The following is a 25,387-nucleotide window of genomic DNA, read 5'->3' on the forward strand; positions in this document are numbered from 1 at the left end:
ACGGTGAGCGCCTCGGCCCAGCGAAGAAGAGCGACGGTCAGAGCAGCCCGTCCCACAGCTGTTCGAGCAGCACCGACCACCAGCTCTCCGGCGACGCGAGGGCCGCCGGGTCGAGCGCGGCGAGCTGCGCCTGGAAGTCGACCGTCCAGCGCCCCGCCTGCTCCGGGTTGAGCCCGAACCGCAGCCGCCACATGCGGCCGAGGAGCGCGAGGCAGCGTACGAACTCGGGCAGCCCCGAGTTCACGAACTGCGGCGGCACCGACTGACCGTGCCCTCCCGTCGGGGATCCCGCCTCCACCGGCACCGCCACGATGTTCGCGGTCCCGTACTGGACACAGATCGCCCGCCCGAAGTCCGAGCCCATCACCAGATACGAACCCGCGTCCGCGGCCGGCTGCACCCCGCGCTGCTGGGCGAGCTCCGCCAACGTCGGCACCGGCTGACCGGGCGCGGCCTGCGCCCAGAAGAACGGGCCGAAGTCCACCGGCAGGCCCGCCCACACCAGCGTGACCGCCACGACCTCCGGCACACCCTGACGCGACACCGCCCGCTGGTCGAAGCGGAAGACGCCCTGCGGTCCGAACGCACCCGCCAGCTCGTGCGCCACGCCCTCCGGCGGCAGCGGCGGAGCCGGCTGGACCGCCGGGATCGGCGCCCGCACCGGCTGCGGCCTGGCGGGCCCGTCCGCGACCTGCGCCAACTCGCCCTGGTGGGTGAGCAGATGCTGCACACCCTGGCGACGCGAGGCATGGTCCTTGCCGTACGGGGCGACGTTCGTGATCCGCACCTGCGGCCACTGCTCGCGGATCATCCGCGCGCAGTAGCCACCCGGCAGCTCGCACGACTCCAGCTCGGTGTGCAGTTCGAGCACATGGTCCGCGGGCACGTTCATCGTCCGCAGCTCGTGGAAGATCTGCCACTCCGGGTGCGGAATGCCCGGCGCCGAGCGGCGGATGAGCTGCTGCTCGGACCCGTCGGGCGCGCGGTAACGCAGCACCGCCTGATACCCGGGCCCCACCGTCGGCAGCCCCGCGGGGGGCTGCTGCGGATAGCCGTACGCGGGCGCCGGCTGCGGCACGGGTCCACCCGGCGGCATGCCGGGCGGGCCGGATTGCATGCCGGGACCACCCGGCGGCATGCCGGGCGGGCCGGGCGGCTGCGGCACCCCGCCGCCGGGCCCCATCTGCGCGGGACCCGCCAGCATCGTCGCCGCGTGATGCACACCGCCACCGGGGGCACCGGGAGCGGCGGGCGGCATCGGAGCGCCGGGCGACGGCGTCGCACCCGGGGCCGCGGGCGGACCGGGCGGCATCGGCGCGCCCGGAGCTCCCGGAGCTCCCGGCGGCATCGGCGCGCCGGGGCCCGCGGGACCCATCCGGCTGGGATCGGCCAGCATCGTCGCGGCGTGGTGCACACCGCCGGGCGGCGTATGCGGCACCCCGGGAGGACCGGGCGGCTGCGGCGCACCGGGAGCGCCATGAGCACTCGGGGCGCCGGGAGCGCCATGAGCACTCGGCGCACCCGGAGCGCCGGGCGGTCCCGGCGGCATCGGTGCGCCCAGACCTGCCTGGCCGCCGAGGCTCGGGTCCGCGAACATCGTCGCGGCGTGGTGTACGTCGCCCCGCGCGGGCGGCGGCGCGGGCGGCCCCGGCTGCTGCGGTCCGGGCCCCTCGGGGCCGAACTGCGAGACCAGCTGCGTGGGCAGATAGCCACCGGCCGGCCCACCCGGCGGCGGAGTCGCACCCGGCGTCACCCCCGGCGGCGGGGTCGCACCCGGCACCGGGCCTGCGGTCGGAACGCCCGGACGGGCACCGGGAGTGCCCGGCGCACCCGGCGGAGGCGGCGTGGGGGAACCCCCGCCCCGCGCGCCCCGCGCACCCGGCGGCGGACCGGCCGCCTTGCTCGTCGCGGCATCGGCGATGTCGCCCGCGCCCGAGGACACGGCAGAACCCGCCGGGCCGGAACCCGACATGGCAGAACCCGACGCGGGCGCCGGCGCCAGCGGGGAGGCGGGGACACCGGGAGGCGGAGTCGCGCCGGCCGGTCGCGGCGCGTTGGCACCGGACGCCGGCCCGGTCTGCGGGTCGTACGCGGGCGCGAGCGCCGTCGGCGGAAGCTGACTGCCGCCCGCCATCAACGCGGTCTTCGCCTCGGGCAGCGCCCTCGGCGGTTCTGCCTCGTCGCCGTCCGAACCGGACAGGGCGGGAGCGAACACGGTCGCGGGCAGCGGCACGGAACCGTCGTCCGAACCGGCGTTGGTGTCGGTCCCCGCCCAGGGCGTGGCCCCGGCAGGAGTGCCCGCACCCGAAGCACCCGCCGTACTCGAAGCACCCGCAACACCCGCAGCACCCGACGCAGCCGCAGCACCCGACGCACCCGCAACATCCGACGCACCCGAAGCCGGGCCCTGGCCGGACGCCGCAGGAGCGGGCCAGTCGGGCTGACCGACCGCCCGCGACGCATCGCCGCCGGCGCCCTCGCCCCGGCGGTCCGGAATCCCGAGCCGGTCGGCCGCCTCCTGCAACCACTCCGGCGGGCTCAACAGGAACGACGTCTGATTCAGATCGATCCGGGCCGCGGGCTCCGGCGCGACCGGCGCGTCCTCGGGCACCCCGTACTCCTCCTCGTACCGGCGGATCACCTCACCCACCGGCAGCCCGGGCCACAACGACGCGTCCCCGCTGTCCCGTGCGATCACCAGGCGCTGCGCGCCGCCACCGCCCGAAGGCCCGTTCTCACGGTCCTCCGCCCACACCACGAAACCCAGCTCGAACTCCCGCACCCGCACCTCACGGTGCTGGTACGCGGGCACATCGCCGTTGATCCACTCTTCCGCGCGCTCCTGCGCCTGAGCGAAAGTCACCATCGGCCGGCTCACTCCCCTACCGAGGTCGTCTCGACGACGCGCGCGAAGCCGCCGTCCACCATCAGGTTCGCCACGGTCTCCAGCTCCGGCGGATTACCCGCGAGCCGCGCCATGAACGCGTCGAAGTCGTCACCGCAGGGCAGCAGCAGCCGCTCCACCCGCTCGTTCACGCTCAACCCGTCCTGATCCCGCGCGTCGTCGTACGCGCAGAACCACACCGAACCGACCGCCGAACCCCGCACCTTCACCGCGAGGATCCCGCCCTGCACGAAGGCGACGCCCAGATAGTCCTTGGTGAGGTGATCGCGCAGACACTTGTTGATGTATACGAGGTCGTTGACCGCCGCTTCCTCACGCACCGTGAAGAACGGCTGGTCCACCAGGAGGCCCAGCTCCGCGTCGAGCGCCGCGCCCACCGGGGCGCAGCCCCCCGCCGCCTTCAGGAACGAGCGGTAGGCACCCGGCAGCCGGAAGCCCAAGTCCTCCTCCACGCCCAGGAGTTGGGACTCCGAGACCGCCACCGATCCCTTCGGCAGACCGAAATGCGCCGGACGCGTCTCCTGCAACGGGCGCGTGCCCCGCTTCTCGTGCTCCACCTGCGTCGTCGCGAGGCCGCCGTAATGACGCAGCAGCGCCTTCACCTCGACCGGCACCAGTTCGAGACGACGGCCGCCGGGCACGTGATGCCACGTCCAGCCGTGCGGCGTCGCCACCGCCGCGATCGTGTCCCACAACTCGTGCCCCGCCGCGGCGAGCGCCGCGTTGGCCGACACGTAGTCCGTCAGCCGGAGCTCATCCACCCCGAAGCCCTCGGGCGGCTCGGCGATCTCCACCGCCGCACGGGCGTACGGCGCGAAAACCGGGAAGCCGTTCTCGTCCACCCGCACCCCTCTGGGATGCCGGGCGGCCCGGACCGGATCCGGGAAGTGCACGACCTGCCCGGCATAGGCCGCGTTCGGTGGCGCGGCATGCTGCCCGAGCCGACCTGTCGTCATGGCGGTTGCCCCCTGCTGCGTGCTCCGGCGTCTGGCTGGTGAGGACCAGAGTATGCGGTGCGGCAATACCGAGGACCGGCCCCGCATTTCGATCACCAACCGTCACGCACATATCACCCTGCGCCCGTCATACGCGGCTTATCGCGCCCCAGCTTCCGTACCACCACTCACATTTGGCAGGCTGTCCCCGCAACTCGGGGGCGCTGACACGTGCGGCTGAAGCCGCCGCCAGTGGGAGGAACACCAGCACCATGCACACCGCACCAGGCGAAACATCCGCAACACAGCCCGTACGGGACACACCGGGCGACCCACGTCTCACGTGGAGCGCCAGCGCCGCCACCGCCGCGCCTTTACTCCGCCACCGCCGCGACGGCATCCTCCCCGCCATCGCCGCCGCGCTCTCCGTCCGCGGCGAAACCCTCACCTGCACCGCGGGCAAGGGCGAACAGCCCCCCGCCCTGCACAGCCTCGTCCAGGACTACCTGGACACCCTCACCAGCGGCCAACGCGAACGCTTCACCGGCCGTTGCCCCGAAGCGATCCTGCTCTCCCGACACCTGACCGCCGTCGAAACAGGCCGCTCCAAACGCGCCCAGCGCAAACCCCTCACGCACGGCGAAGCGCGCCGCGCCCTCAAGCACGCCAAACTCACCGCCCGCCGCATACGCGAGGACGGCGACCCGCTCCACGGCAGCTACGCACCCCCCTGCCGTTCCTGCACCGCGCTCCTGGACCACTTCGGCGTCCGCAGCGTCGAACCCTGAGCACGAGCCCCCGCACCCACCGCACGGAAAGGCCGCGGCCGATGCCGGACACCTCCACCACCCGCTTCCCCGTCCCCGTCGACGCCGCCCTGCGCACGGCCGGCTGGCAGCCCGGCCGCTGGGACATCCGACAGGCCGAGGCCTGGGCCGACGTCCTGCGCGGCCACACCTCCCCCGCCGGACACCGCCACACCGTCTTTCCCGCCGCCGTCGAAGCCTGGGCCGAATTCGGCGGCCTGCACCTCACCGCCCCCGGCCCCGGCCGGCGCAACGCCCCCGCCACCCTGCGCTTCGACCCCCTCGCCGGCCTGCACCTCGCCCGCACCCTGGCCGACCTCGGGCGCGCCCTCGAAACCGACATCGCCCCGCTCGGCGAAGAGGGCGACCAGCAGGCCGTCCTCGCCATCGACGCGCAGGGGCGTGTCTACTCCCTCGACCACACCGGTGACTGGTACCTCGGCCCCGACATCGACCACGCCCTGAACACCCTCATCACCGGCACCCAGCCCATCCGCCTCACCCCATCCTGACCGCCCCACCATCCTGACCGCCCCACCCACCCGGGATCCGCGCAGTTCCCCGCGCCCCCTGAGGACCGTCTTTCGGCCGCGGACCGTGCGTGGTTGCTCGCGCAGTTCCCCGCGCCCCTGGCAGGGTCGGTGCTGGCCAGGTCGGGCATCTTCAGCCCGTCCGGCGATTGAGGACGAGCGCCGTTCAGGCGCGAACGGGGGTGCAGGGGGCGGAGCCCCCGCATGGGGTCTGGGGCGCAGCCCCAGGGAGCCGCACCCTCAAGTAGCCGCACGGGATGGGGGTCCCCCTGCTCCTTAAGAGCTTGGGGGAGGGTGGGCAAACACCCCTACGGAACCACCCGCACCGCATCGGGCAACACGGCCGACACCCGAAACCCCCCCGCATCCGTCGGCCCCGACACAAACACCCCACCCAGCGCAAGCACCCGCTCCCGCATCCCCACCAACCCGTTGCCCCCACTGGGCAACCCCGCGTCCGCCGTGACCCCGTCCGCAGGCCCGTTCTCCACCTGCATCGCGACCTCGGCCTCCCGATAGGCCAGCCGCACCATCACCTTCGCGCCCGCCGCATGCTTGTGCACATTGGTCAGCGCCTCCTGCACCACCCGGCACGCCGTCTGCTCCACCAGCGCGTCACACCCCCGCGCCTGCCCCCGCACCATCAGCTCCACCACCATCCCGGCCTCACGGGACTGCCCCACCAGCGCCTCGATGTCCGCAAGACAGGGCCCCTCCTCCGCGGCCGCCGCAGCCGCCGCGGCCGCCGCCCCCACCGCCGCGAGCGGCACCGGGTCCACCCGTACCGCCCCCCGCTGCTGATCGGCCGTCCGCAGCACCCCCAACATCTCCCGCAACTCCGTCAACGCCTGACGCCCCATGTCCCCCACCAACGCGGCGTTCTTCACGGCCTTCTCCGGATCCTTGCGCGCCACCGCCTGCAATGCCGCAGCATGCACCACCATCAACGACACCCGGTGCGCCACCACGTCATGCATCTCACGGGCGATGCGCGTCCGCTCCTCCGTACGCGCCCACTCCGCCCGCTCCTCCGCCCGGTCCGCGAGCAAGGACAACTCCCGCTCCAGCGAATCCGCGCGTTCCCGCAACGACTCCATCAGCCGCCGCCGCGCCCCTATATACAGCCCGTACAACAGTGGCGGACCCGAAATCCCCAGCGACATCACGACCGACACCATCGGCACGTACCAACGCCCCGGGTCGTAATCCCCCTGCGCCACGCTCTGATGCATCCGTACGAACGTGACGATGAACGTCCCCGCCACCGACATCCCCGCCAGCGCCGCCGTGATCCGCCGCGGCACCTCCGACGCGGCCAGCGTGTACAGACCCACCACGCTCAGCAGAAAACCCATGCTCGCCGGGGTCACCGCGATCGAGACCAGCACCACCGCGATCGGCCACCGCCGCCGCAACACCAACGACATGCCCGCCACCAGACCGAGCAGCACCCCGGCCGGCACCGGAAGCCCCGCGTCCCTCGCGAAACCCACACCCTCCACCGCGCACTCCAGCGCGGACAGCACCCCGAGCGAGACGTCCAGCACCGCGCTGCGCCTGCGCTCCCACCACCACCAGCCACGGCCACGGGAGGTCAACCCCGTGGCTCGCCGGTCAGCCCCCGTTGCGGTCATGGCTCCCAGCCTACGGGCGGCCGCGAACGATTCTCCTCCGGCTTTTCCACGGCCATCCACGGCACGACGCCCCATCGAACACGCCAGAAATAGCGGTCAATCCCACGATGTAGTGAACCGCCCCGGTATTCGACCGGACGTCCGCATTCCGGACGAGCGTGTCCGTATGACATCGACCACACCCGGCAAATACGCCGACTTCGAAGGACTGCGCCGACAAGCGATCGCGCTGCGCCGCGAAGGACTCAGCCGCCGCCAGATCCGCGACCGCCTGTTCGTCGACAACAACGACCTCCTGAACCGCCTCCTGAACGGCGAGCCCGCCCCCGAGTGGACCAAACGCCCCAACGCCAAGGACGACCTCCGCGCCCGGGCGCGTGAACTCCGCACGCAGGGCATGACGTACGACCAGATCCAGGTCGAGCTGGGCTGCTCGAAGAGCTCCATATCCCTGTGGGTCCGCGACCTCCCCAAGCCGGGACCTCGCTACACGGACGAGGAGCGGCGCGGCTTGATGAATGACGGGCTCGCCCGGCTCCGGGCCGCGCAGGACAACGAGCGCCTGGCAACGAAGGCGGCGGCTCGCGACCGGGTGGGAAAGCTGTCGGATCGCGAGCTTTTCCTCGTCGGCGTCGGCCTGTACTGGGCCGAGGGTGCCAAGGACAAAACCTACCGCCGCAGCGGGTGCCTCCAATTCATCAACAGCGACCCCGACGTGATCAAGGTCTACCTCGACTGGCTCGACCTTCTGGGCGTCACGCGGGAGCGGATGCACTTCCGCGTGAGCATCCACGAGTCGGCGGACGTCTTTGAAGCCGAGCGCTTCTGGGCCCGCCTGGCGGGAGTGGACGCCTCAGCCTTCAAGCGGGCCACACTCAAGAGACACAACCCGCGCACGAAGCGAAAGAACGTCGCAGAGACGTACCGGGGCTGCCTCGTGATCTACGTGACCAAAAGCGCCGATCTCTACCGTCGCATGGAAGGCACTTGGTACGGCATAGTGTTGGGTGCTGGTCCGGCGACCTGACCCAATGTCTGGTTCAGCCGGGTTTAATCCCCCATGGTGTAATCAGGCAGCACTACGGTTTTTGGTACCGTCTGTTCAGGTTCAAATCCTGATGGGGGAGCCCAGACAACGGGTCCTGACGTTTCTCGTCAGGACCCGCCGCATTTCCCCAGCCCCCACCCAGATTTCATCCGCGAAACCCCCCGGTATCCTTCGGGTGTCCACCCCCCGAAGCCGAAGGGCACCTCCGTGAGCGCAACCCGCCCGGCCGCCGTCGTCGTCCTCGCCGCGGGTGAGGGCACCCGCATGAAGTCGGCCACTCCCAAGGTTCTGCACGAGATCTGCGGGCGTTCGCTCGTCGGCCATGTCGTCGCCGCCGCCCGTGAGCTGGACCCCGAGCACCTGGTCGTGGTCGTCGGCCACGCCCGCGAGCAGGTCACTGCCCACCTCGGCGCGGTCGACGCCGACGTGCGCACCGCGGTCCAGTACGAGCAGAACGGCACCGGGCACGCGGTCCGGATGGCGCTTGAGGAGCTGGGCCAGTCCATCGAGGGCACGGTCGTCGTGGTGTGCGGCGACACCCCGCTGCTGACCGGCGCGACGCTGGCGGAGCTGGCCCGTACGCACGAGTCGGACCGCAATGCGGTCACCGTGCTGACGGCCGAGGTCACCGACTCGACGGGCTACGGCCGCATCGTGCGGGACGACGTCTCGGGCGCGGTCACCGCGATCGTGGAGCACAAGGACGCGACCGAGGCGCAGCGCGCGATCCGTGAGATCAACTCCGGTGTGTTCGCGTTCGACGGGGCGCTCCTCGCGGACGCGCTCGGCAAGGTGCGTACGGACAACAGCCAGGGCGAGGAGTACCTGACGGATGTGCTCGGGATCCTGCGGGAGGCGGGGCACCGGGTCGGTGCGTCGCTTGCGGCGGACTTCCGGCAGATCCTGGGGATCAACAACCGGGTGCAGCTGGCGGAGGCGCGTCGGCTCCTGAATGACCGTCTGCTGGAGCGGGCGATGCTCGCGGGTGTGACGGTGGTGGATCCGGCGACGACGTTCGTGGATGTGCAGGTGACCTTCGAGCAGGACGCGGTCGTGCACCCGGGGACGCAGCTGATCGGTACGACGCATCTGGCTTCGGGCGCCGAGGTCGGTCCGAATTCCCGTCTGGCCAACACGGTGGTGGGCCGGGACGCGCGGGTGGACAACGCGGTGTCGTACGACTCGGAGGTGGGCGAGGGCGCGACGGTCGGTCCGTTCGCCTATTTGCGGCCGGGTACGCGGCTGGGTGCGAAGGCGAAGGTCGGTACGTACGTCGAGACGAAGAACGCGACGATCGGTGAGGGGACGAAGGTTCCGCATCTGTCGTACGTGGGGGACGCGACGATCGGCGAGTACACGAACATCGGCGCGGCGAGCGTGTTCGTGAACTATGACGGTGAGGCCAAGCACCACACGACGATCGGCTCACACTGCAAGACGGGTTCGGACAACATGTTTGTTGCGCCCGTCACAGTGGGGGACGGTGCTTACACCGCCGCGGGTTCGGTGATCACGAAGGATGTGCCGGCGGGTTCGCTGGCCGTGGCCCGTGGCCAGCAGCGGAATATCGAGGGTTGGGTGGAGCGCAAGCGTCCGGGAAGTGCTGCCGCGCAGGCCGCTCAGGCTGCGGCCGAGCGTCCGGCTGGGGAGAACTGACCGGATTCGGATGCGTCTTTCACGGGCTACCGTGATAGGTGCACATATTCGGCTGGCTCGCCGCGAGAGGGACCGCGCGGGCGCAGCAGCATCGAACACGTCTGAGGAGACTGTGCTGTGACCGGGATCAAGACGACCGGCGAGAAGAAGCTGATGCTCTTCTCCGGCCGCGCCCACCCCGAGCTGGCCGAGGAGGTTGCGCACCAGTTGGGTGTGGGCCTCGTGCCGACGAAGGCCTTCGACTTCGCGAACGGTGAGATCTACGTTCGTTTCCAGGAGTCGGCGCGTGGTGCGGACTGCTTCCTGATCCAGAGCCACACGGCTCCGATCAATAAGTGGATCATGGAACAGTTGATCATGATCGATGCCCTGAAGCGGGCGTCGGCGCGATCCATCACCGTGATCATTCCGTCCTACGGCTATGCCCGCCAGGACAAGAAGCACAAGGGCCGTGAGCCGATCTCGGCGCGTCTGGTGGCGGACCTCCTGAAGACGGCGGGCGCGGACCGCATCCTCACGGTGGACCTGCACACGGACCAGATCCAGGGCTTCTTCGACGGTCCGGTCGACCACCTGACCGCGCTTCCGGTCCTCGCGGACTACGTGGGCGCGAAGGTCGACCGCTCGAAGCTGACGATCGTCTCCCCGGACGCCGGCCGCGTCCGGGTCGCCGACCGCTGGTGCGACCGTCTGGACGCGCCGCTGGCGATCGTGCACAAGCGCCGTGACAAGGACGTCGCGAACACGGTGACGGTGCACGAGGTCGTCGGTGATGTGAAGGGCCGCGTCTGCGTCCTGGTGGACGACATGATCGACACGGGTGGCACGATCTGTGCGGCGGCGGACGCGTTGTTCGCGCACGGTGCGGAGGACGTCATCGTGACGGCGACGCACGGCATCCTGTCGGGTCCGGCCGCGGACCGTCTGAAGAACTCCAAGGTGAGCGAGTTCGTGTTCACGAACACGCTGCCGGACCCGTCCGACCTGGAGCTCGACAAGATCACGGTGCTGTCGATCGCGCCGTCGATCGCGCGGGCCGTGCGTGAGGTGTTCGAGGACGGCTCGGTGACGAGTCTCTTCGAGGAGAACTAGCGGGTAGTTGTAGCTGTAGCTGTACGGCGAAGGGCCGCGTCGAGCAAGAGGACGCGGCCCTTCGCCGCATCCCGGCTGACCCCGGGAGGCTCCACCCCACCCCGCCCCTTCCCGAAACCCTCCGGGGGTGGAAGTGGCTGAGGTACACACTCCTGGGGCTCCGCCCCAGACCCCTTTCGCGCCCGAAAGGCGCTCGTCCTCAAACGCCGGACGGGCTGAGGTTGCCTGGAGCGAGCACCCTGCCAAGATCAGCTGCGTCAGACGCGCGGGAACCGGCGCGAGACGCGAGCACGGTCCGCAGACGCGAGCGGGGTAGGGGGCGCGGGGAACTGCGCGACCAGCCGCGCACGGCCCGCAGACGCACACGAAGTTAGGGGCGCGAGGAACTGCGCGACCAGCCGCACACGGCCCGCAGACACACACGGGGTTAGGGGCGCGGGGAACTGCGCGACCAGCCGCACACGGCCCGCAGACGCACACGGGGTTAGGGCCGCGAGGAACTGCGCGACCAGCCGGGCACGGCCCGCAGACGCACACGAAGTTGGGGCGCGGGGAACGGCGCGAGACGCGGGCACGGTCCGCAGACGCACGCGGGGTTGGGGGGGCCGGGGTTCGGAGGTTGTGGTGCGCCGGCGGCGTGGCGCGGGGTGGGGCCCGGGTCAGCCAGGGGGTTCGCTGCCTCGGGCTCGCAGCGCGTCGACCGCGATCCGGGCCGCACGCCCGACCCCCGCATCGGCCGCAGGCAACGTCGCCGCCGTCGACGCCGCCCGGGTGAAGACGGCGACGGCGTACCGCCCGCCGTCGGGATACTCCACGACCCCCGCCTCGTGCCGCTGCGTCGGCAGCGACCCCGTCTTGCCGCTGACGCGTACGTCGTCGAAGGGGAAGCCGGAGGCGAGCCGGTGGCTCCAGGCCTGGACGCCGAGCACGGCACGCAGTTCCTCGCCCCACTGCCCGCCGCAGACCTCATCGCGCCAGACGGCGCCGAGCAGGGTGGTCATCTCGCGTGCGGTGGAGCGGTTGGTGCGGGCGGGGTCGAGGACGGCGAGGCGGGCCACGGCGGCGGGGTCGACGAGTGCGGCGGGGCCGCCCTCGCCGGCGTCGGCGAGCATCGTGGCGTAGAGCCCGGCCTGGTTGTGGACGGCGATGGTGCGGGTGAGGCCGAGGGCGTTCATGGTGGCGTTGACGGTGTCGAGGCCGAGGTGGTCCCAGAGGAGGTCGGCGGCGGCGTTGTCGCTCACGGCGATGGCGAGGGAGGCGAGGTCGCGCAGGGAGAGCCGGGCGGCGTCGCGCATGACGGCGAGCCCGGTGGGGCCGGGGGCGCGGGCCTCGGCGGGGATGTCGAGGGGGGTGGTGGGGTCGACGCGGCCCGCCGCGGCTTCGCGGTAGAGGGTGGCGACGAGGCACAGCTTGTGGACGCTGGCGGTGCAGACGGGGGTGTCGGCGCCCAGCCCGACGGTGTCGCCGGTGTCGATGTCGGTGGCGCAGAGCGTTCCGGTGGTCCCGGCATCGGTGAAGGCGGCGGTGATGCGGCCGCCTACGGGGCCGGGGATGTTCACGGTCACAGCGGGAACTCCGATGCGGGGCGGGGGAACAGGCGCCGCTGGGGTGCGGTGGGGACGAGTCCGGCGTGTTCGCGCAGGACGTCGTGGGCGGTGTCGGTGAACAGGCGGACGGCGGGCCCGTCGCGTCCGGCGGGCCAGGCGGTGGAGGTGCGCCAGGTCAGGGGGTTGGCGCGCAGGGGGCGCCAGGTGGTGCCGGGTTCGGGGGCGGGGCGCGGCACGAGGGCGACGACGTGGGTGCCGGACAGGATGAGGGCGTGGGTGAACTCGATGCCGGCGACTTCGCGTACGGCGCTGGGGGTGCAGCCGTGGCGGGCGCAGGCGGTGAGGGTTTCGTCGTGGAGGGCGGGGGCGGTGGCGCGGGGGAAGAGGAGGAGTTCGCGGCCGTCGAGGTCGCGTACGTCGATGTCGGTGTGCTGGGCGAGGGGGTCCTGGTCGGCGAGGAGGGCGCCGAGTGGCTGGTGGAGCTGGGGGCCGAAGCCGAGCCCTGTGGCGGGGCAGGGGTGGCGGACGATGCCGGCGTCGAGGGTGCCCGCGGCGAGTTCGGCGGTGATTTCGGCGGTGGGGAGTTCGCGCAGGTCGAGTTCGCCGCCGGGGCTGCGTTCGCGGTAGGCGGTGAGGAGTGCGGCGACGGTGGCGCCGCCGAGCTGGGGCGGTACGGCGGCGCGCAGGGTGCCGGCGGCGCCGCCCTTGACGCGGCCGACGAGGGTGCGGAGCCGGTCGGCGGCGTCCAGGAGGGTGTCGGTTTCGGCCAGCACGAGACGCCCGGCGGGGGTGAGGGTGGCGCCGGTGCGGCCGCGGTCCAGGAGGCGGACGCCGAGTTCGCGTTCCAGGCGCTGGATGCGCTGCGAGAGGGAGGGCTGGGCGACGCGCAGGCGTTCGGCGGCGCGGCCGAAGTGCTGTTCCTCGGCGACGGTGCGGAAGTACCTGAGGTGCAGCAGCAGGTCCATGAGCAGCAAGGATAGGGGAACACCTATGGCGGCTGCATTGATAGGCGGGTGGGCCCGGCTGATCCAATTGGGCGGTCGGGGGGTGGCCGGGTAGTCTGGGGCAGTTGCTCGGCGAGGGAGGCCGTACCTGAGGTACGGCGGTCCGTTATCGACGCGCTCTTCGTAGCAGGCCAGTCGTGGCCGGGTGACCCCCCTTTTCTGGTTTTTCTGGTTCGCCTTTCACTTTCTACGAGGAGTGCACATGTCCGAGGTCAAGCTCGCCGCCGACGTCCGTTCCAGCTTCGGCAAGGGCGCCGCCCGCAGCATCCGCCGTGAGAACAAGGTTCCCGGTGTCATCTACGGTCACGGCACCGAGCCGGTTCACGTGACCCTGCCGGGCCACGAGCTGCTGCTCGCGCTGCGTACGCCGAACGTTCTGCTGTCCCTGGACATCGACGGCAAGACCGAGCTCGCCATCCCGAAGGCCGTCCAGCGTGACGCCATCAAGGGCTACCTGGTCCACGTCGACCTGCTGCTCGTCAAGAAGGGCGAGAAGGTCACGGTCGAGGTCGCGGTCGAGACCGAGGGCGACCTGGCCCCGGGCAGCTTCCTCGTCGAGAACGTGCTGAACACGCTCTCCGTCGAGACCGAGGCCACCCACATCCCGACCTCCGTCACCGTCTCCATCGCGGGCCTTGAGGCCGGCGCCGCGATCCTCGCGAAGGACGTCGAGCTGCCGTCCGGCACGACCCTGGCCACCGACCCCGAGGCGGTCGTCATCCAGATCCTGTCGGCGCAGGCCGAGGAGCCGGCTGCCGACGCCGAGGCCGAGGGCGCCGAGGCCTGAGCCGTACGCTCTGCCTGAGTTCCGTGCCGGGCACGGACTTCGACGGGGCGGCGGGCCACACTTGGCCTGCCGCCCCGTTTTCCTGTGTACGCATCTGAGGAGACGCAGCCCCCATGGCGACCGACATGACGACCGACGCGAACGCGCCCTGGCTGATCGTGGGCCTGGGCAATCCGGGTCCCGAGTACGCGGCGAACCGGCACAACGTCGGGTTCATGGCCGCTGATCTGCTCGCGGAGCGCATCAGCGGGAAGTTCAAGGCGCACAAGGCGCGTGCGCAGGTCGTGGAGGGCCGGATCGGTCCGCCCGGTCCGTTCAACCGCCGGGTGGTGCTCGCGAAGCCGCTGTCGTACATGAACCTGTCGGGCGGTCCGGTGACGGCGCTGCGCGACTTCTACAAGGTGCCGGTCGCCAACATCGTGGTGCTTCATGACGAGTTGGACATCGACTACGGGGTGCTGCGGCTGAAGCTGGGCGGCGGGGACAACGGGCACAACGGTCTGAAGTCGATCACCAAGTCGCTGGGTGCGGACTATCACCGGGTGCGGTTCGGGATCGGGCGTCCGCCCGGGCGGATGCAGGTGGCGGACTTCGTCCTGAAGGACTTCTCCTCCGCCGAGCGCAAGGAGCTGGGTTACTTCGTGGACCGGGCGGCGGACGCGGCCGAGGCGCTGGTGATCGAGGGCCTTGAGCGGGCCCAGTCGACGTACAACTCCTGACGCGGATCGTTGGGCTCAGGTTGACTGAGCGCGTTCACACCCGTCAGGATCGCGCCCCATGACGAAGCGGAGCGGTACCTTCCTGCTGTTTGTGCGGCGGGGCGCGATGGCACTGGTCGCCGCGCTGGTCGTGGTGGCCGGGTTCTGGTCGTCGTGGGGCACGGCCCAGCACGTGGTGCTCGCCAAGGGCCGCGACCATGGCACGTTGACGGTGACGGGCTGCGCGGACGACGTCTGCACCGGCCGCTACCAGCCGTCTTCCGGCTCCTCGGCGCACCCGCGCGTGACGATTGCCGAATCGGTGGCGGCCCGGGCGGGTGAGCGGCTGCCGGTGGTGGTCAAACCGGACTCCGACCAGGCGGTACGCAGCGGGGCCGCGGGCCTCCTGTACGCCTGGCTGCCGCTGTCCGGAGCGTTGCTCCTGGCGTCGCTGCTGATAGCGGGGGGTTTGCGGATGCCGCGGACGGCGTGGGCGGTGGGGGTGGCCGGGGCCGGCGCGATGGCGGCGGCCTTCATCGCCCTGTAGCCCGGCCCCCACGCTTGCGGTCCCCCGCGCCCCTGGAGAGACCGGCTTTCGAGCGCGCACCGTGCGTGGTTGCTCGCGCAGTTCCCCGCGCCCCCAAATACCTTCGCCCCTGCGGGCCGTGATCGCTTCCCGCGCCGTTCCCCGCGCCCCTTGAAAGACCGGCCTTCGGGCGCGGACCGTGCGTGGTTGCTCGCGCCGTTCCCCGCGCCCCCAATACCTTCGCCCCCTGCGGGCCGTGGTCGCTTCCCGCGCCGTTCCCCGCGCCCCTTGAAAGACCGGCCTTCGGGCGCGGACCGTGCGTGGTTGCTCGCGCCGTTCCCCGCGCCCCCAAATACCGTCCCCTGCCCGTTTCCCGCGCACCCAGCTGCTCGATGCGGGGCGGCCTGGGCATCCTCAGCCCGTCCGGCGTTTGAGGACGAGCGCCGTTCAGGCGTGAACGGGGGTGCAGGGGGCGGAGCCCCCGCCCGGGGGGGCTAGCCGCCCCCTCCCGCCCCCGGAGGGTTGAGGGAAGGGGCGGGGAGGGGCGAAACTCAGCCCGTGTTGCGCAGACCCGCCGCCACACCATTCACCGTGAGGAGAAGGGCTCGGGAGAGCAACGGGTCCGGAGCCTCGCCCCGGTCGGCCGCCGCCCGCTGACGGGCGAGAAGGGCGACCTGGAGATAGGAGATCGGGTCCAGATACGCGTCCCGGATTGCGAAGGTCTGCTGCAACACCGGGTGCGTACCGAGGAGTTCATCGCTCCCGGTGATCCGCAGGACTTCCCGCACCGTCAGCTCGTGCTCCGCCTCGATCGTCGCGAACACGTGCTTGAGCTCGTCCGGCACGAGCGTGTCGACGTAGTGCCGGGCGATCCGCAGGTCCGTCTTCGCGAGCGTCATCTCCACGTTGGAGAGGAAGTTGCGGAAGAAGTGCCACCGCTCGCTCATCTCCTCAAGGACCTCCCCGAGCCCGGCCTCCCGCAGCGCCTTGAGCCCGGAGCCGACGCCGAACCAGCCGGGCACGATCTGCCGGGACTGGGTCCAGCCGAACACCCAGGGGATGGCCCGGAGCCCGTCGAGTCCGGCACCGGAGTCGGGCCGGCGCGAGGGCCGGGAGCCGAGGTGCAGCTCGGCGAGCTGGTCGACGGGCGTGGACGCGAAGAAGTACGCCGGAAGGTCCGGGTCCTCGACGAGCCGCCGGTAGGCGGAGTGCGCCGCGTCGGACACCGTGTCCATGGCCGCGTCCCAGCGGGCCAGCGCCTCGTCGGACTGGCGGGGCGCGGTGTGCAGGGCGGAGGCCTGGAGCGTGGCCGCGACGGTCAGCTCCAGGTTCTCCCTGGCCAGGGACGGGATGAGGTACTTGTCGGAGATGACCTCGCCCTGCTCGGTGACCTTGATCTCGCCTTCGAGGGTGCCCCACGGCTGGGCGAGGATCGCGTCGTGCGAGGGGCCGCCGCCGCGGCCGACGGTGCCGCCGCGGCCGTGGAAGAGCCGCAGTCGTACGCCGTAGCGGTGGGCGACGTCGCGCAGCCGGCGCTGGGCGCGGTGGATCTCCCACTGGGAGGTGGTGATGCCGCCGAACTTGGAGGAGTCGGAGTAGCCGAGCATGACCTCCTGGACGTCACCCCGCAGCGAGACGAGGCGCCGGTAGGAGGGGTCGGCCAGCATCTCGTCGAGGATGACGTCGGCGGCGCGCAGCTCGTCGGTGGTCTCCAGGAGCGGCACGATGCCGATCTTGGCCCAGCCGCCGTGCAGGTCGAGCAGGCCGGCCTCGCGGGCGAGTACGGCCGCGGCGAACACGTCGTCGGCGCCCTGGCACATCGAGATGATGTACGACTCGATGACCTCGGGCCCGAACCGTTCGAAGGCTTCCTTGATGGTGCCGAAGACGCCGAGGGTCTTCTCGCCGGCCGCGTCCAGCGGGGCCGGGGTGGGGGCGAGCGGGCGGCGCGAGCGGAGCTCCTTGGCGAGGAGCTTCTGCCGGTAGTCGCGCGGCATGTCGGCGTAGCGCCAGGACTCCTCGCCGAGCCGGTCGAAGAGCTGGCCGAGCGCGTGGTGGTGGGCGTCGGCGTGCTCGCGTACGTCCATGGTGGCGAGCTGGAGGCCGAACGCGGACAGGGTCCGGATCAGGCGGTCCATGCGGCCGTCGGCGAACAGCGCGCCGCGGTGTTCGCGCAGGGAGGTCTGGATGAGGGTGAGGTCGGCGAGGAGTTCGGCGGTGCCGAGGTAGTCGCGGCCCGGCTGGTGCGGGGTGCCCTTGGCGAGGCGGTCCTTGGTGTGGACGAGCTTCTGCCGGATGGCGGTGGCCTTGAGCCGGTAGGGCTCTTCGGCGTTGAGCCGCTTGTAGCGGGGGCTGATCTCGGGGAGTGCTGCGAGGTCGGCCTGGAGCGAGGCGAGCAGTTCCTCGGTGGCGCCGGCGTAGCGGATGGAGTTGGAGAGCAGGCCGCGCAGGTGGTCGATCATGTCGAGCGCGTCGTTGATGCCGTGCTCGTGCTGGAGGATCAGGACGTCCCAGGTGACCGAGGGGGTCACGTTGGGGTTGCCGTCGCGGTCGCCGCCGATCCAGGTGCCGAAGGTGAGCGGGCGGGTGCCGGGCGGCAGCTCGACGCCGACCCGTTCGAGTTCCGCCGCGAGGTCTTCCAGTACGTCCCCGACGGCGCCGGCGTGCAGCTCGTCGAGGTAGTAGATGGCGTTGCGGGCCTCGTCGGCGGGTTCGGGGCGTACGACGCGCAGCTCGTCGGTCTGCCAGATCAGGTCGATGTTCTCGGCCAGGCGCAGGTCGTGGCGGCGCCGGTCGGACTCGATGACCGGGGTTTCGAGGAGTTCGGCGATGCGGCGCAGCTTGTTCAGGACGGAGCGGCGGGCGGCCTCGGTGGGGTGGGCGGTGAAGACCGGCCGCACGTTGAGGTTCTTGACGCTGTTGCGTACGTGCTCGGGGTCGCCGTCCTTGAGCATGTCCGCGGTGCGGGCGAGGAGGCTGCCCTCGGCGGCCCGGTGGGCGCGCAGTTCGCGGCCGCGGTGGACCTGTTCGGCCACGTTGGCCAGGTGGAAGTAGGTGGAGAAGGCGCGCACCAGCTTGGCGGCGGTCTCCACTTCGGTGCCGCCGAGCAGGTCGGCGGCGGCTTCGCCGTCGCTGCGGGTCAGCGCGCGGACCCGCTCGACGAGCTCAAGGAGCTCGGGGCCCTCCTGTCGGACGAGGGTCTCGCCCAGGAGGTCACCCAGTCGGCGGATGTCGGCGCGCAGCTCGTTGCTGGCGGCGGGGGTCTGGTCGGCACTGCTCACAGGTGCGGCTCCTTGCAGTGTTTGAGCACGTCTGGAGGGTTCTGGAGGCTTGCGGACCGCGCTGTCCGACGACACCCAGGATAGGTGTCCCATTCCGCCCCGCCGTCACGGGCTCTTGTCCCCGGCCACGGCACTGCCATACTTACGTTGCCGTAGGTTACGCAACCGTAGCCGGGCGATTCCGCTCGTTTTCCTCACCCTGCCGGGGGTAGTCCCCATGACCACAAGTCCCGATCTGCGTACGTCGCCGGACGAGACCCCGCCGCCCTCCGCCACGCTGGGCGGCGAGAACAAACGCTCCATCGAACAGATCGCTCTGCTCCTCTTCATCACGGTGCCCTTCGTGGCCCTGCTCGCGGCGGTGCCGCTGGCCTGGGGCTGGGGGGTGAGCTGGCTCGATCTCGGCCTTCTCGTCTTCATGTACTACCTGGGCTGCCACGGCATCACGATCGGCTTCCACCGCTATTTCACGCACGGTTCGTTCAAGGCGAAGCGGCCGCTGCGGATCGCGTTGGCGGTCGCGGGCTCGATGGCCGTCGAGGGGCCGCTGGTGCGCTGGGTGGCCGACCACCGCAGGCACCACAAGTTCTCCGACTCGGAGGGCGACCCGCATTCGCCGTGGCGTTTCGGTGAGACGCTGCCCGCGCTGATGAAGGGCCTGTGGTGGGCGCACATCGCGTGGATGTTCGACGAGGAGCAGACCTCGCAGGAGAAGTACGCGCCGGATCTCCTCGCGGACCCGGCGATCCGCCGCATCTCGCGCGACTTCGTCTTCTGGACGATGCTCTCGCTCGCGATCCCGCCGCTGGTGGGAGGTTTGGTGACGATGTCGTGGTGGGGCGCGTTCACGGCGTTCTTCTGGGGCTCGCTGGTGCGGGTGGCGCTGCTGCACCATGTGACGTGGTCGATCAACTCGATCTGCCACGCGGTGGGCAAGCGTCCCTTCAAGTCGCGTGACCGCAGCGGCAACGTGTGGTGGCTCGCGGTCCTGTCCTGCGGCGAGTCCTGGCACAACCTGCACCACGCGGACCCGACGTCGGCGCGGCACGGGGTGATGCGGGGCCAGATCGACTCCAGTGCCCGGATCATCCGCTGGTGCGAGCAGCTGGGTCTGGCGTACGACGTGCGCTGGCCGAGCGCGGCCCGTATCGACTCCAAGCGGAACGAGGGCGGCCGGTCCCGGGGCGAGGAGAAGGCCGCCGAGGCGGCATGATGGACGACGTGGCGACCGACTCCAGCACCACCCGTACCACCAGCACCACTGGTTCCTCCCGCACGGCTGCACCCTCCGGCTCGGCCGCGAAACCCCGACGCGCACCCAGGACGCGGATGACCGGGGCGGCGCGCCGGGAGCAGTTGCTGGACATCGGTCGCACGCTCTTCGCCGAGAAGGGCTTCGAGGGCACCTCCGTCGAGGAGATCGCCGCGAAGGCCGGGGTCTCCAAGCCGGTGGTGTACGAGCACTTCGGCGGCAAGGAGGGCCTGTACGCGGTGGTCGTGGACCGGGAAATGCGTTCGCTGCTCGACGGGGTCACGGGCGCGCTGACCGCGGGCCATCCCCGCGAACTGCTGGAGCAGGCCGCTTTCGCCCTGCTCGACTACATCGAGACGTATACGGACGGATTCCGCATTCTGGTCCGCGACTCCCCCGTCGCCCAGTCGACCGGCACTTTCGCCTCGCTGATCTCCGACATCGCCACCCAGGTCGAGGACATTCTGGGCCTGGAGTTCAAGGCCCGCGGATTCGACGCGAAACTGGCGCCGCTGTACGCACAGGCGCTGGTCGGCATGGTGGCGCTGACCGGCCAGTGGTGGCTGGACGAGCGCAAGCCCGGCAAGGCGGAAGTCGCGGCGCATCTGGTGAACCTGGCCTGGCACGGCCTGGACGGTCTCGAACCGAAACCGCGCCTCATAGGGCACCGCAAGAAGTGACCCTCCCCTCCCCCCAAGGGCATCGGTGACGACGTCTTCGACACGGCGTGCCGTCGGCAACATCGGCCACGCTTTTCACTTCAGCTGCACGGAAAACAGCTGTAGTCTTCACCGAAAGTCCCGGGGGGGATGTTCGCCATTCTTCGCGCGCCACCACTTTTGATGGCCCGTTGCGCGGCCGCGGCCAGACGCCGCGCCTTTTCCGCGCCTTCACGCGACGACGAATACGCAGCGAATCCCGTTCCCCCCGAATACACCCGCTTATTCCCATGGGGGGAATTTTGTCCTCTGTGCGCACCCAGCGCGCCGGTCGCCTCGCGGCCTGCACCGCCATCGTCCTGTCTGCGGGCATGCTGCTCGCGGGCCCGGCGGCGGCCGACGGCGGCGCCCCGCACGCGACACCCGCGCCCGCGCCGCGCGCGGCCACCGCGCCGCCGACGCTGACGCTTCCCCGCCCGGCCGCCGCCGACAAGGACGCCCGCAAGGACGTTCCCAAGGACGCGCGCAAGGCCCCGCGCTCTGCCGTCGCCAACGCGCCGGTCAAGGCGAAGCCCCGGTTCGACCCGGACAACGACGGCTACAGCGACCTGTTGACCCGGTGGCTGGACGACCGGCTGTACCTCGCTGTCGGGAACGGCAAGCCGAACGCGCTGTTCGCCAACAACCTGGGCACCTACAAGGACCTGATCAACCCGGGCGACCTCGGTGGAGGGTCCGCTCCCGAGGTGCTCGACCTGTCCCCGACCGGGACGCTGACGCTGCACGCCGACGTCACCACCTCCTCCGGTGTGGGCCCCGGCAGCTGGTCCGGCGGCGGCTGGAACATGTTCAACAAGGTCGTCTCCGCCGGTGACGTCAGCGGTGACGGGCTGCCCGACCTGCTGGCCCGCACCCCGGGCGGCGACCTCTACCTCTACACGGGCACCGGCAGCCTCAGCGCCCCCTTCACGACGGGCCGCAAGGTCGGCTCCGGCTGGGACCGGTACGACCAGATCGTCGGCGCCAACGACGCGAACGGCGACGGCCTGGGCGACGTCTACGGCCGCACACCCAGCGGTGACCTGTACTTCTACGCGGGCACCGGCAACGCGGCCGACCCGCTGGCCGCCGGCGTGAAGGTCGGCTACGGCTGGGACGGCTTCAACCAGATCATCGGCGTGGACGACCAGAGCGGCGACGGCCTCGGCGACCTGCTTGCCCGTGACACGTCCGGCCAGGCCTGGTTCTACGCGGGTAATGGCGACGGCACGCTCAAGCCCCACACCGCGGGGGGCAAGGGCTGGCAGGGCTCCGATTTCGCCGGCAGCGGCGGCAACCCTGCGTACGGCAAGAACGACCTGGTGGGCCTCGACGCCAACGGGACGCTCTCCTCGTACTACGGCCGGGGCAACGGCGAGCTGTCGGCCGCCAGCGCCGGCCCCGCGGGCGGCTGGAACGGGGCGCACTACATCGCCCTGGCGTCCTCGCTCACCGCGTCCCGCTGGGCCGACCTCCTTGAGGTCACCACCGACGGGGAGCTCTACGTCGACGGGAAGGACCTCGGCGGCGGCTGGGGCATCTACAACAGCGTCATCGGCGTGGGCGACCTGACCAACGAGGGCAACGGCGACCTGCTCGCCCGCCAGCCCGGCAACGGCCACCTGTACCTGTACCCGGGCAACGGCGAGGGCAGCCGTGTCTACTCGCGCGTCGACATCGGCGGCGGCTGGAACGCCTACGACAAGCTGCTCGGCGCGGGTGACGTCAACGGGGACGGGCAGGCCGACCTGCTGGCCCGCACGCCCGGCGGTGACCTGTACCTCTACGCCGGCACCGGCGACCCGAAGACCCCGTTCAAGGGCCGGGTGAAGATCGGCTACGGCTGGGACATGTACAGCGGCGGGAAGATCGCCGCCCCCGGCGACCTGACCGGCGACGGCCGCACCGACCTCGTCGCGGTGGACTCCTCCGGCAACCTGTGGCGCTACGACGCCGACGGCACCGGCGGGTTCAAGAGCCGCGTGAAGATCGGCTACGGCTGGAACACCTACAAGTACGGCATCTACTAAACCGCCACCGGCGGCACCGGGCGCCCTGCTCCTCCTCGCGAGGGGCAGGGCGCTTCCGTTTCAGGCCAGTGGCTCAAGGAACTCCAGGCGGTTGCCCACCGGGTCCTCGGAGTAGAAGCGCTGGTGGCCGGGCAGGGCGTCGTCCCAGACGACCTTCGCGCCGCGTTCTTCGAGGCGGCGCGCGTACTGCTCGATGCCGGCCACCCGCAGCCCGGGGTGGGCCTTGTGCGCGGGGCGGAAGCCTTCCTCGATGCCGAGGTGGAGCTGGACGGCGCCGTACTGGAACCAGCAGCCGCCCCGGGCGGCGAGCACCGGCGGCTTGGGTATTTCGGTCATGCCGAGGACGTCCTGGTAGTACGTCCTCAACTGGGGTTCGCTGCCCGGCGGGGCGGCGAGCTGCACATGGTCGACGGCGACGAGCACGGCCGGTGGCCTCCTACTTCTTTCTGGCGACGGCGAAGATGCGGCGGAACGGGAAGACCGTCCCGTGCGGGCCCGGCGGGTAGGCCTCGCGCAGCCGGTCCCGGTATTCGGTGAGCAGTGCGTCGATGGCCTGCTGGTCGCCGTCGAGGGCGGTGAGCACGGGCCGCAGCGCGGTGCCCTTCACCCAGTCCAGGACGGGGTCGGGCCCGGTGAGCAGCTGGCAGTAGACGGTTTCCCAGGCATCGGTCTCGCAGCCGAGGCCGGCGAGTTCGGTGAGGTAGTCGGCGGGTTCCAGGATGTGGACATAGCGTCGGCCGTGGCCGCCGAGGCGGCTGCGCCAGCGCGGGGACTCGCAGAGCTCGGCGAGGATGGCGTGGCTGGGCGAGGTGAAGTTCCCGGGGACCTGGAAGGCGAGGGTGCCGCCCGGGGTGAGGCCGTCGATCCAGGCGGGGAAGGAATCGGGGTGGTTGGGCACCCATTGCAGGGCCGCGTTGGAGACGATCAGGTCGTACGGTTCGCCGGGCACCCAGTTCGTGGCGTCGGCGACCTGGAAGTCGAGCCAGCCGCCGCCCGCGGTCGTGCCCGCGTAGTCCTTGTCGGCCTGGGCGAGCATCTGCGGCGACAGGTCGAACCCGGTGATGCGGGCGTCGGGCCAGCGGTCGGCGAGGCGGGCGGTGACATTGCCGGGACCGCAGCCGAGGTCGGCGATCCGGGGGGAGAGGCCGTCGGCCGCGGGGAGCTCGGGTATGCGGGTGAGCAGGTCGAGAAACGGGCGGGTGCGGTGTCCGGCGTGCCGCAGATACTGCTGCGGGTCCCAGACCGGCGGTCCTGGCGGCACCGGTGGCCCCGGCGGTGTGGTCGACGGCGAAGGCGACGAAGGCGAAGGTGACGACGACGAAGAACACGACGTAGACGAGGTAGACGAGGAAGACGAAGAATCGGAATGCATGTTCGAGCCCCCTTGCACGTGCGGCTGACCGAAGCGGAACGGCGTCCCGGCCCCTCCATGCCCAATGGTGGCTCGATATATATCTTGACGTCAAGAGACTTCACGTCGAGGGACCCACTACACTGATCGACATGGAGGACGAGGTCGACCGACTGGTCGCAGCATGGCGCCGAGAGCGCCCGGACCTCGACGTGGAACCACTTGAGGTACTGAGCCGGGTCAGCAGGCTGGCCCGCCATCTCGACCGGGCCCGCAGGCTCGCGTTCGCCGAGCACAGTCTTGAGCCCTGGGAGTTCGACGTCCTGACGTCGCTGCGGCGCGCGGGCGCCCCCTATCAGCTCTCCCCCGGGCAGCTGCTGACCCAGACCCTGGTCACCTCGGGCACCATGACCAACCGGATCGACAGGCTCGCCAAGAAGGGCCTGGTCGAGCGGCTGCCCGACCCCAGCGACCGCCGCGGGGTGCTGGTGCGGCTCACACCCGAGGGACGCGACCGCGCCGACCAGGCGCTCGCCGGGCTCCTTGAGCAGGAGCGCGCCATCCTCGGCGAGCTCAGCCGCAACCAGCGGGGTGAACTGGCGGCGCTGCTACGCCAGTTGACCGCCCCGTTCGACAACATCCCCGGCTAGGTCGGCCGGTCCCACGCCGGCCCGCCGGGCCAGCGCGACGGCGGCGAGCGTGGAGTGCACGCCCAGCTTGCCCAGCACGTTCTGCATGTGGGTGCGCACGGTGTGGGGGGACAGGAACAGCCGCTCGGCGACCGCCTTGCGGCCGAGCCCGGCCACCATGCAGCGCAGCACCTCGCGCTCGCGCGGGGTGAGCGATTCGACCAGCTGCTCCGACTCGGTGCGGTGCTTGCGCGCGGCCGTCAGCTCCCGCAGCACCCCGGTGAGCAGCGCGGGCGGCAGATGCGTCTCGTCGCGCAGTACGCCCCGGATGACGGCGAGCAGCCGTTGCAGGGAGCAGTCCTTGGCGACCCAGCCCGACGCGCCGGCCTGGAGGGCGAGGGCGGCCCGGCGCGGGTCGTCCTTCTCGGCGAGCACGACGGTACGCACCGCGGGCTGGCCCGAACGCACGCCCGCGACCAGCGAGATGCCGTCCACCAGGCCGTCCGCGCCGCCGCCTTCGGGCACCGCGCGGGCCACCGGGACCGTCGCCGACGCCCCGAGGTCCGCGTCGACGAGCATCACGTCGAACCGGCGACCCTCGGCCGCGGCCCGCTCCAGGCAGCGCAACGCCGCGGGACCGCTGCCGGCCGCGGCGACGTCCACATCGGGCTCCGCCGCAAGGGCCGCGGCAAGCGACTCGGCGAAGATGCGGTGATCGTCCACCACCAGGACTCGGATACGTACCACGTGACACCCCCAGGGACGGAGGGCGGACCGGTACGGGTACGCCGCCCGGAACCGGGGCACCGCAGACACACGGCCGCCGCCGTGCACTGAGCGCTGCCCCACCCCGGGCGACGTACCCGACTGTCTCGCCCCCTGATCAACACCGGCCCCCACCGGTGTTGTGCATCAGCGTAGGGCCGCAGGCTGTGAGGGGAAGGCACTTTGCAGAACTGTTTGAACCCGGACGGCTAC

Annotated in this window: 21 protein-coding genes; 12 read left to right on the forward strand and 9 right to left on the reverse strand. The window is 71.3% G+C overall.

Going from position 1 to position 25,387, the window contains the following annotated elements:
- Window positions 1–37: 37 nt before the first annotated feature.
- Together ACGFW5_RS29215 and ACGFW5_RS29220 are read right to left on the reverse strand one after the other, a co-directional pair.
- Window positions 38–2,866: an SUKH-4 family immunity protein gene (locus ACGFW5_RS29215; RefSeq protein WP_393837303.1), complete on the reverse strand. Its 2,829-nt coding sequence runs from the start codon at window positions 2,864–2,866 to the stop codon at window positions 38–40.
- An 8-nt stretch (window positions 2,867–2,874) separates the two neighbouring features.
- On the reverse strand, window positions 2,875–3,861 hold the full coding sequence (locus tag ACGFW5_RS29220) for an SMI1/KNR4 family protein (protein ID WP_393837304.1): 987 nt from the start codon (window positions 3,859–3,861) through the stop codon (window positions 2,875–2,877).
- Between the two features lie 251 nt (window positions 3,862–4,112).
- On the opposite strand from ACGFW5_RS29220, the gene ACGFW5_RS29225 reads away from it, so the two are divergent.
- Both ACGFW5_RS29225 and ACGFW5_RS29230 read left to right on the forward strand, forming a co-directional pair.
- Window positions 4,113–4,628 (forward strand): YwqJ-related putative deaminase, encoded by a 516-nt coding sequence (locus tag ACGFW5_RS29225; RefSeq protein ID WP_393837305.1) that lies wholly within the window; start codon window positions 4,113–4,115, stop codon window positions 4,626–4,628.
- Window positions 4,629–4,669: 41 nt separating this feature from the next.
- Entirely contained in the window at window positions 4,670–5,158 is a 489-nt protein-coding gene (locus ACGFW5_RS29230; protein WP_393837306.1) for an SUKH-3 domain-containing protein, read from the forward strand.
- Window positions 5,159–5,484: 326 nt separating this feature from the next.
- Here the strand turns inward: ACGFW5_RS29230 and ACGFW5_RS29235 are convergent, their stop codons facing one another.
- Entirely contained in the window at window positions 5,485–6,810 is a 1,326-nt protein-coding gene (locus tag ACGFW5_RS29235; protein WP_393837326.1) for a sensor histidine kinase, read from the reverse strand.
- A gap of 166 nt (window positions 6,811–6,976) precedes the next feature.
- Between ACGFW5_RS29235 and ACGFW5_RS29240 the strand changes: the two genes are divergently transcribed.
- From ACGFW5_RS29240 to ACGFW5_RS29250, 3 genes are all read left to right on the forward strand, one after another.
- A complete protein-coding gene (locus ACGFW5_RS29240) occupies window positions 6,977–7,837 on the forward strand; it encodes a hypothetical protein (RefSeq protein ID WP_393837307.1) in 861 nt (286 codons plus the stop codon).
- Between the two features lie 228 nt (window positions 7,838–8,065).
- Window positions 8,066–9,514 (forward strand): bifunctional UDP-N-acetylglucosamine diphosphorylase/glucosamine-1-phosphate N-acetyltransferase GlmU, encoded by a 1,449-nt coding sequence (gene glmU, locus ACGFW5_RS29245; RefSeq protein ID WP_393837308.1) that lies wholly within the window; start codon window positions 8,066–8,068, stop codon window positions 9,512–9,514.
- A gap of 117 nt (window positions 9,515–9,631) precedes the next feature.
- On the forward strand, window positions 9,632–10,606 hold the full coding sequence (locus ACGFW5_RS29250) for a ribose-phosphate diphosphokinase (protein WP_114039280.1): 975 nt from the start codon (window positions 9,632–9,634) through the stop codon (window positions 10,604–10,606).
- 659 nt (window positions 10,607–11,265) lie between these two features.
- Here the strand turns inward: ACGFW5_RS29250 and ACGFW5_RS29255 are convergent.
- Together ACGFW5_RS29255 and ACGFW5_RS29260 are read right to left on the reverse strand one after the other, a co-directional pair.
- A complete protein-coding gene (locus ACGFW5_RS29255) occupies window positions 11,266–12,171 on the reverse strand; it encodes a serine hydrolase (protein WP_393837309.1) in 906 nt (301 codons plus the stop codon).
- Window positions 12,168–13,118 (reverse strand): LysR family transcriptional regulator, encoded by a 951-nt coding sequence (locus ACGFW5_RS29260; protein ID WP_393837310.1) that lies wholly within the window; start codon window positions 13,116–13,118, stop codon window positions 12,168–12,170. Before ACGFW5_RS29260 ends, ACGFW5_RS29255 begins: the two co-directional genes overlap by 4 nt.
- Window positions 13,119–13,359: 241 nt before the next feature.
- On the opposite strand from ACGFW5_RS29260, the gene ACGFW5_RS29265 reads away from it, so the two are divergent.
- The 3 genes from ACGFW5_RS29265 (at window position 13,360) to ACGFW5_RS29275 (ending at window position 15,189) form a co-directional block, all read left to right on the forward strand.
- Window positions 13,360–13,944, forward strand: coding sequence for a 50S ribosomal protein L25/general stress protein Ctc (locus ACGFW5_RS29265; protein WP_393837311.1), 585 nt, complete (start codon window positions 13,360–13,362; stop codon window positions 13,942–13,944).
- Window positions 13,945–14,069: 125 nt separating this feature from the next.
- On the forward strand, window positions 14,070–14,663 hold the full coding sequence (gene pth / locus ACGFW5_RS29270; protein ID WP_393837327.1) for an aminoacyl-tRNA hydrolase: 594 nt from the start codon (window positions 14,070–14,072) through the stop codon (window positions 14,661–14,663).
- Window positions 14,664–14,721: 58 nt separating this feature from the next.
- Window positions 14,722–15,189, forward strand: coding sequence for a hypothetical protein (locus tag ACGFW5_RS29275; protein ID WP_393837312.1), 468 nt, complete (start codon window positions 14,722–14,724; stop codon window positions 15,187–15,189).
- A 530-nt stretch (window positions 15,190–15,719) separates the two neighbouring features.
- Here ACGFW5_RS29275 and ppc read toward each other — a convergent pair.
- On the reverse strand, window positions 15,720–18,449 hold the full coding sequence (gene ppc / locus ACGFW5_RS29280; protein ID WP_393837313.1) for a phosphoenolpyruvate carboxylase: 2,730 nt from the start codon (window positions 18,447–18,449) through the stop codon (window positions 15,720–15,722).
- Between the two features lie 217 nt (window positions 18,450–18,666).
- On the opposite strand from ppc, the gene ACGFW5_RS29285 reads away from it, so the two are divergent.
- The 3 genes from ACGFW5_RS29285 (at window position 18,667) to ACGFW5_RS29295 (ending at window position 22,429) form a co-directional block, all read left to right on the forward strand.
- Complete coding sequence (locus ACGFW5_RS29285) at window positions 18,667–19,662, forward strand: acyl-CoA desaturase (protein ID WP_393837314.1); 996 nt, start codon at window positions 18,667–18,669, stop codon at window positions 19,660–19,662.
- On the forward strand, window positions 19,659–20,381 hold the full coding sequence (locus ACGFW5_RS29290; protein ID WP_393837315.1) for a TetR family transcriptional regulator: 723 nt from the start codon (window positions 19,659–19,661) through the stop codon (window positions 20,379–20,381). The genes ACGFW5_RS29285 and ACGFW5_RS29290 overlap by 4 nt, the downstream gene beginning before the upstream one ends.
- 290 nt (window positions 20,382–20,671) lie before the next feature.
- Window positions 20,672–22,429: an FG-GAP repeat domain-containing protein gene (locus tag ACGFW5_RS29295; protein WP_393837316.1), complete on the forward strand. Its 1,758-nt coding sequence runs from the start codon at window positions 20,672–20,674 to the stop codon at window positions 22,427–22,429.
- A 60-nt stretch (window positions 22,430–22,489) separates the two neighbouring features.
- Here the strand turns inward: ACGFW5_RS29295 and ACGFW5_RS29300 are convergent, their stop codons facing one another.
- Window positions 22,490–22,852: a VOC family protein gene (locus ACGFW5_RS29300; RefSeq protein WP_393837317.1), complete on the reverse strand. Its 363-nt coding sequence runs from the start codon at window positions 22,850–22,852 to the stop codon at window positions 22,490–22,492.
- Between the two features lie 13 nt (window positions 22,853–22,865).
- Complete coding sequence (locus ACGFW5_RS29305) at window positions 22,866–23,690, reverse strand: trans-aconitate 2-methyltransferase (protein ID WP_393837318.1); 825 nt, start codon at window positions 23,688–23,690, stop codon at window positions 22,866–22,868.
- 242 nt (window positions 23,691–23,932) lie between these two features.
- On the opposite strand from ACGFW5_RS29305, the gene tamR reads away from it, so the two are divergent.
- The gene (gene tamR / locus ACGFW5_RS29310) at window positions 23,933–24,430 is read left to right on the forward strand and encodes a MarR family transcriptional regulator TamR (protein WP_053724556.1); all 498 of its coding nucleotides are present in this window, start codon (window positions 23,933–23,935) and stop codon (window positions 24,428–24,430) included.
- Here tamR and ACGFW5_RS29315 read toward each other — a convergent pair.
- On the reverse strand, window positions 24,389–25,156 hold the full coding sequence (locus tag ACGFW5_RS29315) for a LuxR C-terminal-related transcriptional regulator (protein WP_393837319.1): 768 nt from the start codon (window positions 25,154–25,156) through the stop codon (window positions 24,389–24,391). The two genes, tamR and ACGFW5_RS29315, sit on opposite strands and share 42 nt — an antisense overlap.
- Window positions 25,157–25,387: the final 231 nt, after the last annotated feature.

This window comes from Streptomyces sp. NPDC048416 (genome assembly GCF_043200435.1).
Taxonomy (GTDB): domain Bacteria; phylum Actinomycetota; class Actinomycetes; order Streptomycetales; family Streptomycetaceae; genus Streptomyces.

What these genes read in the sequence shown, in the direction of transcription:
- tamR (WP_053724556.1), top strand. Translation starts at nt 23,933, where the DNA reads ATGGAGGACGAGGTCGACCGACTGGTCGCAGCATGGCGCCGAGAGCGC.
- ACGFW5_RS29235 (WP_393837326.1), bottom strand. Translation starts at nt 6,810, where the DNA reads ATGACCGCAACGGGGGCTGACCGGCGAGCCACGGGGTTGACCTCCCGT.
- ACGFW5_RS29225 (WP_393837305.1), top strand. Translation starts at nt 4,113, where the DNA reads ATGCACACCGCACCAGGCGAAACATCCGCAACACAGCCCGTACGGGAC.
- ACGFW5_RS29290 (WP_393837315.1), top strand. Translation starts at nt 19,659, where the DNA reads ATGATGGACGACGTGGCGACCGACTCCAGCACCACCCGTACCACCAGC.
- pth (WP_393837327.1), top strand. Translation starts at nt 14,070, where the DNA reads ATGACGACCGACGCGAACGCGCCCTGGCTGATCGTGGGCCTGGGCAAT.
- ACGFW5_RS29240 (WP_393837307.1), top strand. Translation starts at nt 6,977, where the DNA reads ATGACATCGACCACACCCGGCAAATACGCCGACTTCGAAGGACTGCGC.
- ACGFW5_RS29260 (WP_393837310.1), bottom strand. Translation starts at nt 13,118, where the DNA reads ATGGACCTGCTGCTGCACCTCAGGTACTTCCGCACCGTCGCCGAGGAA.
- ACGFW5_RS29265 (WP_393837311.1), top strand. Translation starts at nt 13,360, where the DNA reads ATGTCCGAGGTCAAGCTCGCCGCCGACGTCCGTTCCAGCTTCGGCAAG.
- ACGFW5_RS29230 (WP_393837306.1), top strand. Translation starts at nt 4,670, where the DNA reads ATGCCGGACACCTCCACCACCCGCTTCCCCGTCCCCGTCGACGCCGCC.
- ACGFW5_RS29220 (WP_393837304.1), bottom strand. Translation starts at nt 3,861, where the DNA reads ATGACGACAGGTCGGCTCGGGCAGCATGCCGCGCCACCGAACGCGGCC.
- ACGFW5_RS29215 (WP_393837303.1), bottom strand. Translation starts at nt 2,866, where the DNA reads ATGGTGACTTTCGCTCAGGCGCAGGAGCGCGCGGAAGAGTGGATCAAC.
- ACGFW5_RS29285 (WP_393837314.1), top strand. Translation starts at nt 18,667, where the DNA reads ATGACCACAAGTCCCGATCTGCGTACGTCGCCGGACGAGACCCCGCCG.
- ACGFW5_RS29275 (WP_393837312.1), top strand. Translation starts at nt 14,722, where the DNA reads ATGACGAAGCGGAGCGGTACCTTCCTGCTGTTTGTGCGGCGGGGCGCG.